This is a genomic window from Xanthomonas sp. WHRI 10207, from assembly GCF_040202975.1.
Taxonomy (GTDB): domain Bacteria; phylum Pseudomonadota; class Gammaproteobacteria; order Xanthomonadales; family Xanthomonadaceae; genus Xanthomonas.
In genome coordinates this window covers 739,014-755,542 of sequence record NZ_JBEGDX010000003.1, presented here as the reverse complement: position 1 = coordinate 755,542, position 16,529 = coordinate 739,014, and the positions used below count along the sequence as shown (strand labels likewise).

The following is a 16,529-nucleotide window of genomic DNA, read 5'->3' as shown; positions in this document are numbered from 1 at the left end:
CCAGCCAACTGTTCTCACCCTGATGGGCACAACGCCTTTGCAAGGTAAAACTCAGTGTTGGGTGCGTGGCTTGAGCGGTGAGGGGTGTCCTGGCGCGTTTCCAGCGCATGCCTACGCTGTGCTCAGATGGCAGTCTGTCACCGTGCCCTTACCCCGACACCATGAGCTCTCCCGCAGGCGGGAAAGGGGCTTGAAGCGCATGACGTTCTCTAACGTGGAATGGGGCACCGCAAACACCCCACCTACCCCACCGCGCACTGCTTCAATTGCCGGTCGGCATACCACAGCGCGCGGCGTGCCAGGTCGTAGGCGCTGTCGGCCTGACGTGGCAACAGCTGCGCAGCCAATACCGGGTCGGCACCATTATTGAGCGCGTGTTCGGCACGCTCCAGGTCGGACAGATGCGTGCGGACCGGCGACAGCAACGATTTACGCTTGGACGCGTCGCAGCGGGCACTGCGCTGTTCCAGCGTTGCCAATGCCTCGCGGATGCGGCGGCTGGCTTCGCCCTTGAGGTCGGGCAAGGTTTCGTGCGCGATCGGCGCGGCCTTGTACGCATCGCCTGTGGCTTCGCTGCCCATTTCGGCCTGATTTCCGGCCAGCGCAGGATTGAAGCGTACATCCGGCGGCGGCCGTGCCTTGGCTACCTGCGTCTGCGGCCCGTTGAGCATGTCGTTGAACTTTTTCATGCCGCGATTCATTTCCTGCATCGCCACATCGCCCAGCGTGCCGTCGCTCTTCCAATCCTTGGCAAAGCGCGTGTCCTGGTACTGCACCGGGTTGACCCGCTCCATCACTTTGCGCGCCTTGGCCTGGGCCCGCGCATCGGTCATGCCCGGCGGCACTGCGCCGCCTTGCGCCATCGGGTCAACCTTGGTGTCGAGTGGCATGCGCAGACGGCCTTCGCGGGTATACAGCTGCGCTGCCATCGATGCATCGGCCGGCGCATTGGCGGCGGCGACCTGGCGTTGTGGCGGCGGAGTGCGCGTGGGCGGTGGCGCACGACGGGCAGCCGATGCGGAAGCGGCGGTGGCGCGCTGTTGCCGCTTGGGCTGCTCCTGCGGCGGCTCGACCGGCGCCGGCGGCGTCACCTGCGGACGCGGCAGGAAATACACCTGCAGGCTTTCATCCTGCTGCACGGGCAGACGCGGAGCCGGCATGTACAGCAACAGGCACGCAAGAAAAAACAGGATGGCGCCCGTGCATGCGGCTGCAGCAACATGCGGGACAAGCGCTTCCTTCCTGCGGGTAATCACAATGCGGGAGACCGATAAGGGGAGAGACGGGCACCGCACCACCAACCCCGGTCCGGAGCGCGCAAATCTAGCCGGCGCGGCGTTTACGCGCGTTTGAAATTCGTTGTCTGCTCAATAGGGACCAGCCGCCATTCACATTGAGCGCATGCCTGGGCTGAACGTAACGCCTCACCGGCTGGCGTGCGCGATTGCCGCCCAACGTCACCTTCGATGCACGGGTGGCGGCGCTGGCAGAGCGCTGTGGTCTGCGAGCCGCGCCACGCCAGATTGGTCCTGCCACCCGCGGTGGCGCTGCTGACGCGCCACCGCATCGCGCGCTGCGCCACCGACCCTGCGCAAGTACCCCAGGCAGCAGTACCGGACACGAACGTCGGCCCGTCTTAATGGCGCTGGCATGGCAGCCCGCGCGTCTACTGCAGCAGCTACGACGAGCGCGCGCTGCAGGCGCTGGACGATGCGGTGTGCGCTGCGCCGCACGTTGCGCGGCAGCCGCCAGCCGAACGCTGGGTGATCTTCGACAACACCGCCGCCGGCCTGGTCGTGCCCAACGCGCGCAGGCTGCAGGCGCTGTTGGGGATAGAACAGGGGGCGTGGGTCTGAGGCAGTGCCCGCTGCATGCCGGGCGTCACCCGCCACGACGCTTCGGCGTCGTCGCCGGCCGATGCTTGTTGCATGTCGGCACGTCGGACCCAGCCGCACAGACCAGCGCGTCAGGGTGACCACCGCTCAGGTCCTACATGCGCCCGGTCACTGCCACGCAGACCACGGGTGCGGCGGATGGTCCCAGTGTCTCCATTGACGGCGCCCCCGATGCCGGCGCAGTAACGCTGGCCGCTGCCATGCCCTGGCGCGCTTCTTGCAGCGATGGCATCTAACTCAGCACGCCGTCGCTGCACTCAAGCTGCCTGGATCCGCGCCGATACGCCTGGATTGGCGCTCGTTGCGGCGGTGCGCCGGATCACCTTGCTGAATCCCGTTGTCACCGCGCGAAGTCTGTCGGCGTTCCGGCATCTCACGCAGTCCCGCCCGCCACTTTGGTCGTTTACCATGCCCTACGCCACTGCCCGTTCTGGAGATGCCATGAGTTCTGCCGCGCCCCCGTGTTGCACGTCGCTGCTTGGCCTGTCGCTGAGCATGTTTGTTGCGCCGTGCACGCTGACTGCCGCGCCGCTGGATACTCCGGTCGTCAACGCGCCTGCGTCCACGCCGCCGACGCCCGATGTGGCCTACCCGGAACTATTCCAGGCGGTGCAGAGCGGCGAGCTGTTCGACGACCAGAAACATTTCGTCGACTTTTTGCCGCTGCGCGACCCGGCCCTGATCAACGCCGACTATCTGGCGCAGCACGATCACCCGGGCTTTGATCTGCGCAAGTTCGTGGACGCCAATTTCGAAGAGTCGCCGCCGGTGCAGACCGACGCCATCCGCCAGGACACCGCGCTGCGCGAGCACATCGATCTGTTGTGGCCGAAGCTGGTGCGCAGCCAGAACCACGTGCCGCCGCACAGCAGCCTGCTGGCGCTGCCGCACCCGTACGTGGTGCCGGGCGGCCGCTTCCGCGAGGTGTACTACTGGGATTCCTACTTCACCATGCTGGGTCTGGTGAAGAGCGGCGAGACCACGCTCAGTCGCCAGATGCTGGACAACTTCGCCTACCTGATCGACACCTACGGGCATATTCCCAACGGTAACCGCACCTATTATCTCAGCCGCTCCCAGCCGCCGTTTTTCTCCTACATGGTGGAACTGCAGGCCGGCGTGGAAGGCGAGGCGGTCTATCAGCGGTACTTGCCGCAGCTGCAAAAGGAATACGCGTACTGGATGCAGGGCAGCGACGGGCTCAAGCCCGGCGAAGCCGCGCGTCATGCGGTGCGCCTGGCCGACGGCAGCGTGCTCAACCGCTATTGGGACGAGCGCGACACGCCGCGCCCGGAAGCCTGGCTGCACGACACCCGCACCGCCGCCGAAGTGAAAGACCGCCCGGCCGCCGAGGTCTACCGCGACCTGCGTGCCGGCGCCGAAAGTGGCTGGGATTACACCAGCCGCTGGCTGGCCGATGGACAGAACCTGCGCACCATCCGCACCACCGCCATTATCCCGATCGATCTCAACAGCCTGCTGTATCACCTGGAGCGCACCCTGGCCCAGGCCTGCGCGCAGCCGGGCGCCGAGTGCACGCTCGATTACGCCGCATTGGCGCAGCAGCGCAAGCAGGCCATCGACGCGCATCTGTGGAATGCGGCAGGCTACTACGCCGACTACGACTGGCAGACCCGCACGCTGAGCGACCAGGTCACTGCCGCCGCGCTGTACCCGTTGTTTGCCGGCCTGGCGTCGGACGCGCATGCCAAGCGCACCGCCACCGTGGTGCGCGCGCGTCTGCTGCGTCCCGGCGGCCTGGCCACCACCGCGGTGAAGACCGGGCAGCAATGGGATGAGCCCAACGGTTGGGCGCCACTGCAGTGGGTGGCGGTGGACGGCCTGCGTCGCTACGGCGAAGACGCGCTGGCGCGCACCATCGGCGAGCGTTTCCTCACCCAGGTGCAGGCGCTGTTCGCACGCGAGCACAAGCTGGTCGAAAAATACGGCCTGGACGCCGCTGCGGCTGGCGGCGGCGGCGGCGAATACGCACTGCAGGACGGCTTCGGCTGGACTAATGGCGTCACCTTGATGCTGTTGAATCTGTATCCGGGTACCGACAGCAAGACCGCGCCTGCAAAGCGCACGCGCAAGCCGGAAGCGGCAACACGCTGAGTGTGCCGTCGTCATGCCGGGTAATGCTCGGCATGACGGCGCTATCGGGTTGTGGATCGCAAGCAGGCCAGCAGATGCTTGTCATAACGAGCCTGCACGCGCGCCTACTCTCCGCCTTGATGCGGCAACATCGCTTGAAACGGTGATTGCACGCGGCATCAGTCCGCATACCCAGGCGCTAACCAGCAATCAGACGCAGGCTTGCCGGAGCGCCGATACCTTGCAGCGGCTGTTGTCGGCATGCGTCCGGCGCAGGCCGCAGTAGCGACATGCATCTTTCACGGGGTGCTGTTCAACGCAGCATCTGCACCCGGCAGCCAGCGGTGCAACTGCGTCGGCGACTGCGTGCTCAGGGCGACTGCATCAACGAGGCGACACCAGAGCGGGGCGAGACACCAGCGCCAAGCATTGAATTGAATTGAATTGAATTGAATTGCACTGCACTGCACTGCACTGCACTGCACTGCACTGCACTGCACTCACAGCATCCCGCATGGCCGACGATCACCGCCGCCATCGATGCAGATCATTCCACCCGCACGCGCAGATCCCGATTGGTCGTCGCTGTATTGCCGCTGTAATCGCGTGCGGTAATGCGCAGCGTGTAGTCGCCCGGCGCCAACGCACCGGCCTGCCACTGCCCGTTGCCGAGACGGCCATCGCGCACCGTGTTGCTGACCAGATAGCGGAACCGCGTCACCGCGCTGCCATGCACGGTGATGCCGCTGTCGGGCGCATAAGCGGTGAGTACCGCAGCCGGATCGGCGGGCATGCGGTCGAACACGATCGTCATGCGTGGCGCGGCCTCGCCCGGCAATGCCACGCCCTGCGCATCCAGCACCTGATAGCCCAGTGCGTACAGGCCCAGGCGCCGACGCGGCAGATTGCGATCCACCTGATCCCAGGCCTCCACCACGATCTGCACAGCCGCCGCGCGCGGCATCTGCACCACGCCGTTGGTCACCGGTAATGGCTGACCCGCAGCATCGAGCAGGCTCACCTTGTCGATGCGCGGCGCCACATGATCTGCGTAGCCAACAAACCCCAGCTGCACCGCATTGCGCTCGAAGCCGTTGGCGCCCATGGTCAGATGCACATGCGCCATGCCATTGAGCGTACCTAGCGCATCGCCGGCGCGAAATCGCGTGCCGCGCAGCAAGCGCATGCGTTCGGGCTTGCCGTCCACATCGCTCACCAACTGGAGACGTTGCGGGTCCAGCGGCTTGCCTTGCGCGGTACGACCCACGCGCAGATGGATGTAGCCGATGGTGTCCAGCGCCATGCCTTCGCCCAGTTGCCCCAGCCCCCAACTGGCATTGGGGCTGGACACCTTGGCATCGGCAATCGCGAAGACCGTCTGACCGACATCGCCACGAATGTCCAGGCCCGCATGCAGATGATCGCGGCTGAGTCCCTGGTAGTTGCCGCGCACTTCGCCGAGCGTGCCCACCACCTCGTGCCAGCCGGTCTGCGGCTGCAACGGCCAACGGCCTTGGGTGACGGGCAAGGGCTGCGCGTCGGCCGGCCCGACCACGGGCGTGTCGTCAACGTTCGTCGCCGTTGCCGGCACCAGCCGATGCACGCGTGCGCTTCCCGCGTCGCTGACATACACCGCGCCCTGCGCATCCACCGCAATCCCCGCCGGGCGCGACAGGCGTTGCATCACATTCTCGCCGCTCATCGTCACCACATGCCCGGCGCGCGTCACCTGCAACACGCGACCGCTTGCATCGCCCACGTACAGCACGCCGTCGTGGGTGATGGCGAGTGTCATCGGTCGATACAACAGCGGGCTGAGGTCGGCAGGATCGCCGCCGACCAAGGTACTGACGCTGCCATCGGCGTCGATACGGCGGATCGCATCGTTGCGCATGTCCGCCACCCACACCACACCGTGGGCATCCACCTTGAGATCGGTCGGGGTATCGAAGCGCGCTTGGTCGCCGACGCCATCGGCCATGCCGGGCAAGGCGCCACCGGCTAGCGTGCGCACCTGACCGCCAGGCTCAATGACGCGAATGCGGTCGTTGTAGGTATCGGCGACATACACGCGCCCCTGCGCATCCACCGCCACGCCGATCGGCCCATTGAAGCGCGCCTGCGCCGCCGCGCCATCGCGAAATCCTGCACTGCCGTCGCCAGCGAGGGTGGTCACCACGCCTTGCGGCGTGCGCTTGCGGATCGCGTGATTGCCGGTATCGGCGATGTACAGATTGCCGGCCGTGTCGAAGGCGATCCCCGAGGGCGTATTGAACGCTGCGGCCGTGCCGATGCCATCGGCAAAACCTTCCCGCCCGCCAGCAAGGGTCTGCACGCTGCCGTTGGCGAGCACGCTGCGGAGACGGTTGTTATCGCCACCATCGGCGACGTACAGCGTGCCGTGCGCATCGATCGCCAGGCCGTAAGGGTCGGCAAACTGCGCGTCGGCCGCGCGGCCATCCTGCGCGCCACGCACTCCGTTGCCGGCCACCCACTGCAGCTGCGCCGACCAACCCAATGGCGTCGCAACCGGACCCTGTCCCTGCGGCACTGCCGTTGGCGCCGGCACCCGCCACCAGGTCGCCAGCACGGCGGTCGTGGTTGCTACCAGCACTGCACAGATCCACAGCTTGCGTCGTGTTGCCATGCCAGTCGCGTGCGTGAGAGGAACCGCACTTTAAACGCGTTCGGCAACGTGGAGCGTTGAGTGCAGCGCCACGCGTGCGCCGAGGCAGCGCACTCAATGCTGCGTCGACCCGCGGCAACCGCAAGCAGCAGGCGTGCGCACGCAGGAACTGCCGACACGCAGGCCGCGTATCATGCGCACTCTTTCACGTACTAGGGATGGACCCATGGCCGTACGCACGCTCAACGAATTTCTCGCCCACTCCAAGGAAAAGGACGTCAGCCCCGATCCGTTCGAGCTGGAAAACCCGCATCTGCTGGAAGTGCGCCTGGATGGCATGGTCTGGTCCAAGGCCGGCGCCATGGTTGCGCGCACCGGCAACGTCAAGTTCACCCGCGAGGGTTTGCTGGAACAGGGGCTGGGCAACCTGCTGAAAAAAGCCGTCAGCGGCGAAGGCATGCAGCTGATGAAGGCCGAAGGCCAGGGCCGCGTGTATCTGGCCGACCTCGGCAAGCTGGTCACGCTGCTGCGTTTGAATGGCGAGGCGATCTTCGTCAACGGCAACGATGTGCTGGCGTTCGAATCCGGCGTCGAGCACAAGATCACGATGATGCGCAAAGTGGCCGGCATGCTCTCCGGCGGCCTGTTCAACGTGCGCCTGAGCGGCCACGGCATTGTGGCGATCACCTCGCACTACGAGCCGCTGACCCTGCCAGTGACTGCCGCCAGCGGCCCGGTGTTTACCGACCCGAATGCCACGGTAGCGTGGTCGGGCACATTGACCCCGGAGCTGGTGACCGATGTGTCGATCGGCACGCTGTTCGGCCGCGGCTCGGGCGAAAGCCTGCAGATGCGCTTCGCCGGCGAAGGCTGGGTGGTGGTGCAGCCGTACGAAGAAGCCAGCTTCCAGGCCAAGAGCAGCTAACAAAACTACTGTGCAGCCGCCAGGCGGGCGCGGCCGGTGCTCGGAATCCTCATGTACCACTCGTACACTCCGGTTCCTGCGCGCCGTCCACACCCACCTGACGACTGCTCGCTACGTTTTGTTAGCCACTCTAAAGGCTGATGTCGGAGTGCCCAGCCGCGCGGTTGCGTGGCTGGGCACTCTATGTGCATGCGCAGTGCGTTGGTGGCGCATGTGCTGTATGAAGCGCAGTTGGACGCGATGTGGGTTTATCGCGACCGCCCTCGCGCCCGGGTGCGCTCCTACGAGGTAGCGGCGTGCATTACACCCAGCCGCGCTTGCGGAACCATGCCAGCGGAATCACCACGCTCAGCGCGATGACGCCCAGCGCCCAGAAATATGCATCGTGCCCCTTGAGCTCGGGCATGTAGGCGAAGTTCATGCCCCAGATGCCGACCAGCACGGTGGGCGGAATGCCGACCACCGATGCCACCGCCATCACCTTCATCACATTGTTCTGGTCCATGTTGATCATGCCCAGCACGCTGTCGAGTAGAAACTCGATGCGGTCGTCCATGTGCTGCTGAAATTCGCTCAAGGTGGTCAGGTCCTTGTGCAGCATTCCGATGCGCTTGGCCGCATCGGCGGCGAACCAGTCCGGCGCGGCGCCGTCCAGATAGGTGATCAAGCGCAGCATGCCCTGCCCGGCGTTGTGCAGCCCGCCGAGCTGGCGGCCCATACCGCCCACCTGGTGCAGCATGCGTTCCAGATCCTTGGTGGTGTGCGGGTTGTCGAACACCTGCCGCGTGGTCTCGGTGACCTGGGCTTCGAGCGCTTCCAAGCGGTCTGCCAGGCGCCCGACCAATTGATCGAACATGCGCAGCAGCAAGTCGTCGGAGCTGTGGCAGGGCTCGTGCTCCAACCGCGCGACCAACGCGTCCAGCGAGCCAATGCGCTGCTCGCGCTGGGTCACCAGCATGCTCGGCGACAGCGCAAACCCTAGCGGCGCGGTCGGGCCATCGTCGTCCTGGAAACGCGGCACATTGAGAAACAGCACATCGCCCTGGCGGCGCACCCGGCTGCTGAATTCAATCTCGCCGATGGCCGCCCGGTCGGGCAGCGCAAACCCTACCTGCTTGGCGGCGTCGGCCAACTCTTGCGGACTCGGCTGGCACAGGTCGACCCAGTAACCTTGTGCGTGGTGGGTTCCGGCAATCGGGTGGGTCGTGATCATGCGGCAGGCCGTGACAGTGGATGGCCGCGAGCATCCGGCTCCGCCTCATCGGCGTCAACGCCAACGCACCGGCACGCTCAGCTGACAGTAGCCTTCATCGCGACGACGTGCAGCCACTCAAGCAATGGACTCGCATTGCGAAGCCTGCTTTGCTTTGCGGCACAGATCGAGCGAGCCAACCAGATTCGCTGCCTGCGCGCGGTGCGCGGCCTGTTGCATGTGCCAGCGGCGTGCTTCGATGCGAGCGCCGAAACCCTCGGCGTCATTAGCATTGCCATGCGCCGCCGCTGCACTACGCTGCCGGCCCACATGTTCACCGACTGTCATCCAAGCATTACAGCGTGTGGCTGTCATGCAATCGGCAGCAGCCGGTCATACGCCGGCCATCTGGTACGACTATGCCGAGCCAGATGACATTGGTGCGGCATCTCGCACAAACAGCGATCCCCATTCCAGTGCGACCGTCTGCTCACGGTGGCATACATACTCCCGTCCGCTTCCTTGACTGCGCGCACGGACCGGGCGTGGCAATTGCTGCTCTCCTGCGCAGCCGCCACCCAGGAGACTTTCATGCAAACTCGCACCCATCTATTGCTCGCACTCGCATTGCTGGCTCCCGTGACCGCGCTGGCCGTGCAGGTCGATCCGCAGGGCCGACTTGTCGATGCGCAAGGCCAGACGCTGCAGATTCGCGGGGTGACCTGGCCCGGTTTTGACCGCGCTGCGCTGGCAGCTGCCGGCTTGCGCGACAGCACGCTGGCCCAGGTACTGGATCAGATACAGGCCGCCGACATCAACGCCGTGCGCTTGCCAATCTGCGCGGCGGCGCTACAGCCCACGCCAGTGGCGGCTGCAGACGTTGCCGGCGACCCGGCATTACGCGGTCTCACTGCATCGCAGCTGCTCGATGCGGTGGTGCGCGCCGCATCCCAGCGCGGCATGCAGGTGATGTTTGCGTTTGCCGATGGCCGCTGCGATGACAGTGCACCGCAGCTGGGCACGCAGCAGCAGGCATGGATGCGCGGCCTGACCAGACTGGCACGTGACTACCGCGACACCGCGGGTGTCATCGGCATCGATCTTGGCAGTAGCGGGTATCGCAATGCTAACTGGGCCGGAAACGCCGCAGAGGCGGACTGGAATCGCGTTGCAGCGCGCGCAGCCACCGCCGTGCTGGCGCAGGCGCCGCGCTGGGTGGTGGGCGTGGAAGGTGTCGGCAGCAATGCGCTGTGCAGCGATTCCGCACGCAAGGCCGCTGGCAGCAATCTGCAGCCACTGGCCTGCGCACCGCTGCGCATCGCATCGCAACACCTGGTGTTGATGCCCAAGCTGGCCGGACCGGATCGCGATGCGGCCACTGCGTTTGCCGCGCCGGATTTTGCACAGGCGTTGCCTGCCACGTGGCAGCGCGACTTCGGGCAATTTGCGCGCAACCACGCCGTGGTTCCGGTCAGCATCGGCGGTGGTCTGGGCGATGGCGATCCGCGCGACCCGGCATGGCAAACCGCGCTCAGCGCCTATCTTGCCAACAGCGGATTGCGCAGTGCGTTTCTCGGCAGCTGGGAGGTGGGCAACGCCAACAATGGCGGCCTGCTGGCGCAAGATGGCAGTCCGCGTGCAGACAAGCTGCAGGTGTTGCAGCAGGCCTGGGGCATCGCACCTGCAGCGTCGGTAACTGCATCGGCACCGCGTGCTGGCGCAAAGAATGTCAGCAAGGCAACGACGTGGGACAGCACCTTCACCGGCACCGCGACGTATACCGGCTCCGGCTACTCCGGCGGTGCGCTGCTGCTGGATCCGATCCCGAGCACCGCGTTCATCACCGCACTCAACCCGACGCAGCTGAACTTCGGCGGCGTCAAAGCCGCGATGGCCGGCGCCTATCTGGAAGTGACCGGTCCCAAGGGCAAGACCACCGTATATGTCACCGATCTGTATCCGGAAGGCGCTTCCGGTGGTCTGGACCTGTCGCACAACGCCTTTGCGGCGATCGGCAACATGGTGGACGGGCGCATCCCGATCAGCTGGAAGATGGTGCGCGCCCCGGTCACCGGCAATGTGCAGTACCGCATCAAGGAAGGCAGCTCACGCTGGTGGGCGGCGATCCAGGTACGCAACCATGCCTACCCGGTGGTCAAGTTCGAAGTGAAACAGGGCAGCACCTGGAAGAGCCTGCAGAAGATGGATTACAACCATTTCCTCGGCGAACAACTGGGTAATCAGCCGCTGTCCATCCGCATTACCGATATCCGCGGCAAGGCGATCCTCGACACCATTCCCGCGCTCTACGAAGACGGCAGCCACCCGGCATATTTCAAGCCTGGCAGTGTGCAGTTTCCGTGATTGGGGAGTCCGGAGTTGGGACTTGTAGTGACGTAATGGGTGGCTGACGTGTTGCGCGCTTAATGGTCGCGTGCAAATGCGTGACTCACCATAGCTCCGCACCACGACCTACATGCGGCGAAGCGATCGAAGCCCCTCTCCAGCCGAGGCGAGGGGCCTCTGCTTGCGCCGCTGACTCGCAAACCTCGGAGCGCCCGCGCCACACGCGGGCCGGGGACTCACGCGGGAGTGCAGTAAAGAGTCAGGACGAAGCATCTGCGCTTTCGCCGTTGGTTGAAGTCGTCTCTGCTCACTTCGCAAAGGCGCCTTCCACACAAAACCTCTTGATTTGGCGACATCACAGCAAGCGCCGCATCAAGAGCTCAATTAGCCCGGCAGAGCACCACTGACCCGCTTCAACCTGCCATCAGCATGGCTACGCAGCTTGCCATCACGCCCTCACCCACCAGCAAGGCCGCCGCCAACACGGCCGGGTAGCGCGTTGCTGTCGTCCTCTTCGAGATTGCCCACCTCCTCGCGCAAGCCGCCTTGTTGCGGCGGCTGCTCTTCGACCGGGATCTCGTCCCCGTTCGTATCCGGATCGGGGGTGCCATGGGCCGACATGCCTGCCTTAAAAGCGCTCATCGGGCGTGCAGTGCGTGGAGTGACATGCATGGGTGGCTCCGTGCGTTCGAGTGATGCATCGACGCTAGGCCGCGCGGTGCTACCGGGTTGTGAGCCAGACGGTGGTGGCCGTAACGCCGTGTTGACGTCGCTCAGCAACGAAGCGCGGCTGCCACGCATAGCGCATAGAGCAAGGCATTTCGCCTCTCGTCTCTGTGGATACTGCGGTAACCGACAGCAAGCAGCGCTCAGGCGCAGACGCACCACATGCCACATGCCACCGTCTGCGTCGCAACGATCCAGCGCCCTGCCCTGACGACCATCGCTATCATGCGTGCTCATCTTCGAGGCCATGCCATGCGCTGTCGCATCTTGCTCGCATTCCTGCTGACCTGTGGTGTCGCGCATGCCGCCACGCCGGTGTCGCGCCTGGACGCAGTGCTGCACGCCGGGGTAGTGCGGGTGTGCACCACCGGCGACTATCGCCCCTACACCTTGTTGCGCGACGACGGCAGCTTCGAAGGCAGCGATATCGCGCTGGCGCACTCGCTGGCCGATAGCCTCGGCGTACAGGCCAAGTTTGTGCGTACCAGCTGGCCACAACTGCTACCGGATCTGCTGGCCGACCGATGCGACATTGCGGTTGGCGGCATTTCGGTGACCTTGCAACGGCAGCGCCAGGCCAGCTTCAGCACGGTGCTGGATGTGGACGGCAAGATCCCGCTGGTGCGCTGCGCCGACCAGGCGCGCTATCGCAGCGTTGCGCAACTCAATCGCCCGGAGGTGCGCGTGATCGAACCGCCGGGCGGCACCAACGAAGCCTTTGCACGGCGCGAATTGCCGCGCGCGCAGCTGCGCCTGTTTGCCGACAACACCACCATCTTCCAGGAGCTGCTGGACCAGCGCGCCGACGTCATGATCACCGACGCGTCCGAAGCGCTGTACCAGCAAGCCCGGCTCCCCGGCCTGTGCGCCATCGCTCCCGAGCAACCGCTGCAATACAGCGAAAAAGCCTTCCTGCTTCCGCGCGACGACACGGCATGGAAAGCCTACGTCGACCAGTGGCTGCACCTGAGCAAGGCCAGCGGCGAGTATGTTCGTCTTGTTGAGGCCTGGCGGAGGCCTTGAATCGGGAATCGCAAGTGCAAGAGCAAGTGCTTTAGCTCACTGCGACACGAGCGCAGCCGCGCCGTTGCGATTCCCCATTCCCCATTCCCGATTCCCGATTCCCGCGGCGCACCGCGCCGCCATCAAACGATCTTGGTGCGGCGCCACCAGCGCGATACCTGTTCTTCGCGGATCAAGGTAAACAGGCCGGCCCCTAGAATCAGCGCGATGCCCACGCCCATCGGCCAGTCCAGATGGTCGTGGAACAGAAAGTAGCCGAACGCGATCGCCCACAACATCTGGCTGTATTGCGTGGGCGCCACCACGCTGACCGGCGCCAGACGCGTGGCGTACATCATGCAGATGGCAGCCAGCCCCGCGAGCAGGCCGTAGCCGGCCAGCAGACCCCACTGATACAGCGACGGCCATACGAAGCTCGGCAGCATCAAGATACCGCCCATCACCAGCGGGCCGATCACGCCGGCACCGTACAGCGTCAAGCGTTTTTCGCTATGCCCGGCCATGCGCAGGGTGATCACCGAGATCGCACCGACCAGGCCGCACACGATGGCCGCGACGTGTCCGTGGGTGAGATGCCGAAAGCCGGGGCGCAGCACGATCAGCACGCCGATGAAGCCGATGATCACCGCCGTCCAACGCCGCCAGCGCACTTCTTCCTTGAGAAACACCACCGACAGCACGGTGACGAAGATCGGCATCAGGAAGATCAACGCGAATGCCTCGGCCATCGGCAAAGTGGTGAAGGCGATCACCGAGGTGAGATTGCCGATGGCACCAGTGAGCGCACGCAGCAGCCACAATGCCGGCTGCTTGGCCATGACCAGTTCGCGCAGCTGGTCGTCGGGCTTCTTCAGGAAGGGCACCGCCAACAGCATCAGCAAGGCGCCGAGGAACAGTACCTCGTAGACCGGCAGCGTCCCTTCGAGCAGTTTTACGAAGGCATCGCTGATCGAATAGGCCGCATAACACGCAAAACCGAGCAGCACACCTTTGAGCATCACGCGCCTCTTGAATTCGATGACACCCCTCGCGGAAGGAGCGCGGGGAACGGACGCATTATGCAGTGCGACTGCAGCCTGCTGGCCGGAGGATCCCGCGACCGGCTCACAACGCCTCCAAGCTCGATCCTGCCAGCACTGCTGGCTCACGCGCCGAACCGCAGCCCGCGGCCAGGCAGACAGCGGCCTGCTGGCAAGACCACGTTCCACAGATCCTGGGCGGAGTTCGCGCCAGGGCTGCGCAGGCGCGAGGTCCTTGCGCGCGACGGCCGTCATCGCAAGCCGGGGCCATCATCGCTGGGGCCAAGCCGGGCGCATGGGTCGCCCACTCCCCCGGCCAGCGCAGGCAACCGTGGGGCTGCATCGCGCATGCTCCACTGCGTTTTTAACTCGTGGCGCCGTCGGTTACGATGCCTTGCGCCTATCATCTCTTCATTCGACACGTCGCCATCGGCGGCAAGCGACAACATAGCGACCACGTGACCCACTATTCCGGACCGTTGCTCACCCTTCCCGATGCCCAGGCGCTGCTGGCAGCACGCAGCGCCGGTCTCGCCACGTGGACCGGGTCGCTGGATCTGGGCCGCAGCAGCGATAGCGTGCAGCTCGATGCACAGACCTGGCAGTGGCGCGGCATGGGCTTTCCCTATCCGGGCAAGCTCAAGGACCGCACGGTGTATTTCTGGGGAGGCGATGATTTCGCGCCGATTTCGCGCTTTGGCAGTGCGCTGATCAAACTGGTGCCCACCGAATGGGGGGCGCCCACCTTCGAGATCGATGGCATCAAGATGCTGCCGTCTGCGCAAATCTCGCCGTTCGAGGATGCGCGTCGCAAGGTGGCGCTGGTGAACCCGCGCGGCAAGATCGTGCTGGACACCTGCGGCGGCCTTGGATATTTCGCGGCCTGCGCGCTGGAAGACGGCGTGGCGCAGTTGCTTTCCTTCGAAAAGAACGCCGACGTGCTGTGGTTACGCACGCTCAACCCGTGGTCGCCGAATCCGGAGGCGGCCGATGCCGGCGGGCGTCTGCATCTCACGCATGCCGACGTGTCGCAGCAGATCGCCATGCTGGCGGACGATTCGGTCGACGCCATCCTGCACGACCCGCCGCGTTTCGGTATCGCCGGCGAGCTGTATTCGCAGGTGTTCTACGATCACCTGGCGCGCGTGCTGCGCCGTGGCGGGCGGCTGTTTCATTACACCGGCGCACCCAACAAACTCACCAGCGGGCGCGATGTGCCCAATGAAGTGGCCAAGCGCCTGACCAAGGCTGGCTTCGCCGCCCAACTCGCGCTGGATGGCGTGCTCGCCACCCTGCCTGTGCGGCGCTAGTCTCCTCGCCCGGCATTGCCGCCGGGCGGATCTGCGATACTGCACCGCCCTCAACACGGACGTTGCATGCGCACTCACCTCGGTACTTTCTCTTTGGCCGCGTTGTTGATGGCGCTATGCGCGCCGGCCTACGCGCAGACTGCGCCGGCACAGCCCATTTCCGACGTCACCACGCGGTATCCGGTGACCACCGCAACGTTGGCCGGGCGGCTGATCCGGCTGGGCGAGCGCGATGGCAAATGCGCCGTGTTGCGCGGCGACGCGGTGCTGCCACTGGGTGTGCACGCCCCGTGCTACTTCAGCATCAACCGTGAGCACGGCGCGCAGGTCCACCACTTCAATGGCAGCGACATCGTGCTGGTGCAGCATGCGCGCCCGACCGTGCGCGCAGATTGGGATGTCGCACGCGATGGGCCTATCTGCGCATTCGAGTCGCAAGCAGTGCGCGAAGTCGATGGGGTGCTGGAGCCGGGCATCGTTGCCAACTCGTGGCATTGCGATCCCACCGCTGGCGCCGACCAGAAGCAATTTGTCTACAGCTACGACATCTGGCCCAAACGCGACGCGCAACCACCTGCGCGCAGGCAACGTACGCCCTAAGGGCGGCGACATGCACGTGTGCGCTGCGGCAACGCACCTGCCGCGTTCGTACGCCGCGTTGGTTGCCACCGCCAACAGATGCATGCATCCCTGCAACACATCACTGCATCTGACACGTCACGTGCAGGCGCGTGCTGGCGGGACGATCACCGCGCTCGCCAGCGTTGACGGCGATGCGTTTTCCAGCCCGCATAAGCGAACCAGACGATGAGTGCCAACAGCGTGCCGGTCAACGCGGCATCCCAGCCGATGGATATCCAGAATCGCTGCGGGTCGCTGTCGGCATAAAAGATCCTGGTCGGGCGACCACGGATGACGCTGACATAGCGCTGCTTGAAGACCGCATCCAGCAGCAGCCAGAGCCGTCCAACACAAGCGATCGCCACCGCCAGCACCACTGCGCGCACCAGCCATGTCTGGATGGTCGAGTCCGCACGCGTGGGCGCCGGTGGCGAGACAGTGCGACGCTTTTTCAGGCTAATTCCAGACCGTTGCGGGGCGCGCAGTGTACGTGGGGCAGCGCAGGCGACGCCGCCGTTGACGGTTCTCTGTGCGTGTTGGCAGCGATACGCGCCGCCACTGACCTGTCGTTGCAACGTGCTTGCACAAGGTGTGCCGCTATACTGGTGACGCAGCGCACGCGACCGCGTGCATGGAACGCACCACGCTGCATTCGTCTCAAGGAAGATGGCCTGCAACACCGCGATGCCGATGTCCGGACGCTTCCTTGAGTTACTGCGGGTTTGCCACTGCATGGCAACCGCGTTGTATCA

At 65.2% G+C, this 16,529-nt stretch carries 12 protein-coding genes, 1 other RNA gene and 1 pseudogene; 8 read left to right on the top strand and 6 right to left on the bottom strand.

All coding sequences use genetic code 11. The annotated features are described in order from the left end of the window. Positions 1-242: 242 nt before the first annotated feature. Positions 243-1,256 carry a hypothetical protein gene (locus ABQU90_RS13660; RefSeq protein WP_323521517.1) on the bottom strand — a complete coding sequence of 338 codons (1,014 nt, stop codon included), beginning with the start codon at positions 1,254-1,256 and terminating at the stop codon, positions 243-245. A 222-nt stretch (positions 1,257-1,478) separates the two neighbouring features. On the opposite strand from ABQU90_RS13660, the pseudogene ABQU90_RS13655 reads away from it, so the two are divergent. Both ABQU90_RS13655 and treA read left to right on the top strand, forming a co-directional pair. Beyond that, positions 1,479-1,856: pseudogene (locus ABQU90_RS13655) on the top strand (DUF72 domain-containing protein); the annotation flags it as partial. Between the two features lie 480 nt (positions 1,857-2,336). After that, positions 2,337-4,010, top strand: a complete 1,674-nt coding sequence (gene treA, locus ABQU90_RS13650) for an alpha,alpha-trehalase TreA (protein ID WP_115561196.1) — start codon at positions 2,337-2,339, stop codon at positions 4,008-4,010. Positions 4,011-4,536: 526 nt separating this feature from the next. Here treA and ABQU90_RS13645 read toward each other — a convergent pair. Beyond that, positions 4,537-6,636, bottom strand: coding sequence for an NHL repeat-containing protein (locus tag ABQU90_RS13645; protein WP_323521516.1), 2,100 nt, complete (start codon positions 6,634-6,636; stop codon positions 4,537-4,539). A gap of 205 nt (positions 6,637-6,841) precedes the next feature. Between ABQU90_RS13645 and ABQU90_RS13640 the strand changes: the two genes are divergently transcribed. Together ABQU90_RS13640 and ABQU90_RS13635 are read left to right on the top strand one after the other, a co-directional pair. Then, positions 6,842-7,540 carry an AIM24 family protein gene (locus ABQU90_RS13640; protein ID WP_115552864.1) on the top strand — a complete coding sequence of 233 codons (699 nt, stop codon included), beginning with the start codon at positions 6,842-6,844 and terminating at the stop codon, positions 7,538-7,540. A gap of 51 nt (positions 7,541-7,591) precedes the next feature. Beyond that, positions 7,592-7,667: non-coding RNA, sX9 sRNA (locus ABQU90_RS13635), on the top strand. 174 nt (positions 7,668-7,841) lie between these two features. On the opposite strand, the gene ABQU90_RS13630 is transcribed toward ABQU90_RS13635, so the two are convergent. Further along, positions 7,842-8,753 (bottom strand): CorA family divalent cation transporter, encoded by a 912-nt coding sequence (locus ABQU90_RS13630; protein ID WP_055850483.1) that lies wholly within the window; start codon positions 8,751-8,753, stop codon positions 7,842-7,844. A 570-nt stretch (positions 8,754-9,323) separates the two neighbouring features. Here ABQU90_RS13630 and ABQU90_RS13625 point away from each other — a divergent pair. Continuing rightward, positions 9,324-11,096 carry an expansin EXLX1 family cellulose-binding protein gene (locus ABQU90_RS13625; RefSeq protein ID WP_323521515.1) on the top strand — a complete coding sequence of 591 codons (1,773 nt, stop codon included), beginning with the start codon at positions 9,324-9,326 and terminating at the stop codon, positions 11,094-11,096. 438 nt (positions 11,097-11,534) lie between these two features. Here ABQU90_RS13625 and ABQU90_RS13620 read toward each other — a convergent pair whose 3' ends face one another. After that, positions 11,535-11,750: a hypothetical protein gene (locus tag ABQU90_RS13620; RefSeq protein ID WP_323521513.1), complete on the bottom strand. Its 216-nt coding sequence runs from the start codon at positions 11,748-11,750 to the stop codon at positions 11,535-11,537. Positions 11,751-12,056: 306 nt separating this feature from the next. On the opposite strand from ABQU90_RS13620, the gene ABQU90_RS13615 reads away from it, so the two are divergent. After that, positions 12,057-12,827, top strand: a complete 771-nt coding sequence (locus ABQU90_RS13615) for a transporter substrate-binding domain-containing protein (protein WP_323521512.1) — start codon at positions 12,057-12,059, stop codon at positions 12,825-12,827. Positions 12,828-12,949: 122 nt separating this feature from the next. Here ABQU90_RS13615 and ABQU90_RS13610 read toward each other — a convergent pair whose 3' ends face one another. Then, entirely contained in the window at positions 12,950-13,825 is an 876-nt protein-coding gene (locus ABQU90_RS13610; RefSeq protein ID WP_055850474.1) for a DMT family transporter, read from the bottom strand. Between the two features lie 479 nt (positions 13,826-14,304). Here ABQU90_RS13610 and ABQU90_RS13605 point away from each other — a divergent pair, with 479 nt between their 5' ends. Both ABQU90_RS13605 and ABQU90_RS13600 read left to right on the top strand, forming a co-directional pair. Beyond that, complete coding sequence (locus tag ABQU90_RS13605) at positions 14,305-15,156, top strand: class I SAM-dependent methyltransferase (protein WP_115512657.1); 852 nt, start codon at positions 14,305-14,307, stop codon at positions 15,154-15,156. 66 nt (positions 15,157-15,222) lie between these two features. After that, complete coding sequence (locus ABQU90_RS13600; RefSeq protein WP_323521509.1) at positions 15,223-15,756, top strand: hypothetical protein; 534 nt, start codon at positions 15,223-15,225, stop codon at positions 15,754-15,756. A gap of 146 nt (positions 15,757-15,902) precedes the next feature. On the opposite strand, the gene ABQU90_RS13595 is transcribed toward ABQU90_RS13600, so the two are convergent. Beyond that, the gene (locus ABQU90_RS13595) at positions 15,903-16,154 is read right to left on the bottom strand and encodes a hypothetical protein (RefSeq protein WP_323521507.1); all 252 of its coding nucleotides are present in this window, start codon (positions 16,152-16,154) and stop codon (positions 15,903-15,905) included. Positions 16,155-16,529: the final 375 nt, after the last annotated feature.

Coding starts and splice junctions, on each gene's coding strand:
- treA (WP_115561196.1), top strand. CDS start 2,337: ATGAGTTCTGCCGCGCCCCCGTGTTGCACGTCGCTGCTTGGCCTGTCG.
- ABQU90_RS13645 (WP_323521516.1), bottom strand. CDS start 6,636: ATGGCAACACGACGCAAGCTGTGGATCTGTGCAGTGCTGGTAGCAACC.
- ABQU90_RS13640 (WP_115552864.1), top strand. CDS start 6,842: ATGGCCGTACGCACGCTCAACGAATTTCTCGCCCACTCCAAGGAAAAG.
- ABQU90_RS13630 (WP_055850483.1), bottom strand. CDS start 8,753: ATGATCACGACCCACCCGATTGCCGGAACCCACCACGCACAAGGTTAC.
- ABQU90_RS13625 (WP_323521515.1), top strand. CDS start 9,324: ATGCAAACTCGCACCCATCTATTGCTCGCACTCGCATTGCTGGCTCCC.
- ABQU90_RS13620 (WP_323521513.1), bottom strand. CDS start 11,750: ATGCATGTCACTCCACGCACTGCACGCCCGATGAGCGCTTTTAAGGCA.
- ABQU90_RS13615 (WP_323521512.1), top strand. CDS start 12,057: ATGCGCTGTCGCATCTTGCTCGCATTCCTGCTGACCTGTGGTGTCGCG.
- ABQU90_RS13610 (WP_055850474.1), bottom strand. CDS start 13,825: ATGCTCAAAGGTGTGCTGCTCGGTTTTGCGTGTTATGCGGCCTATTCG.
- ABQU90_RS13600 (WP_323521509.1), top strand. CDS start 15,223: ATGCGCACTCACCTCGGTACTTTCTCTTTGGCCGCGTTGTTGATGGCG.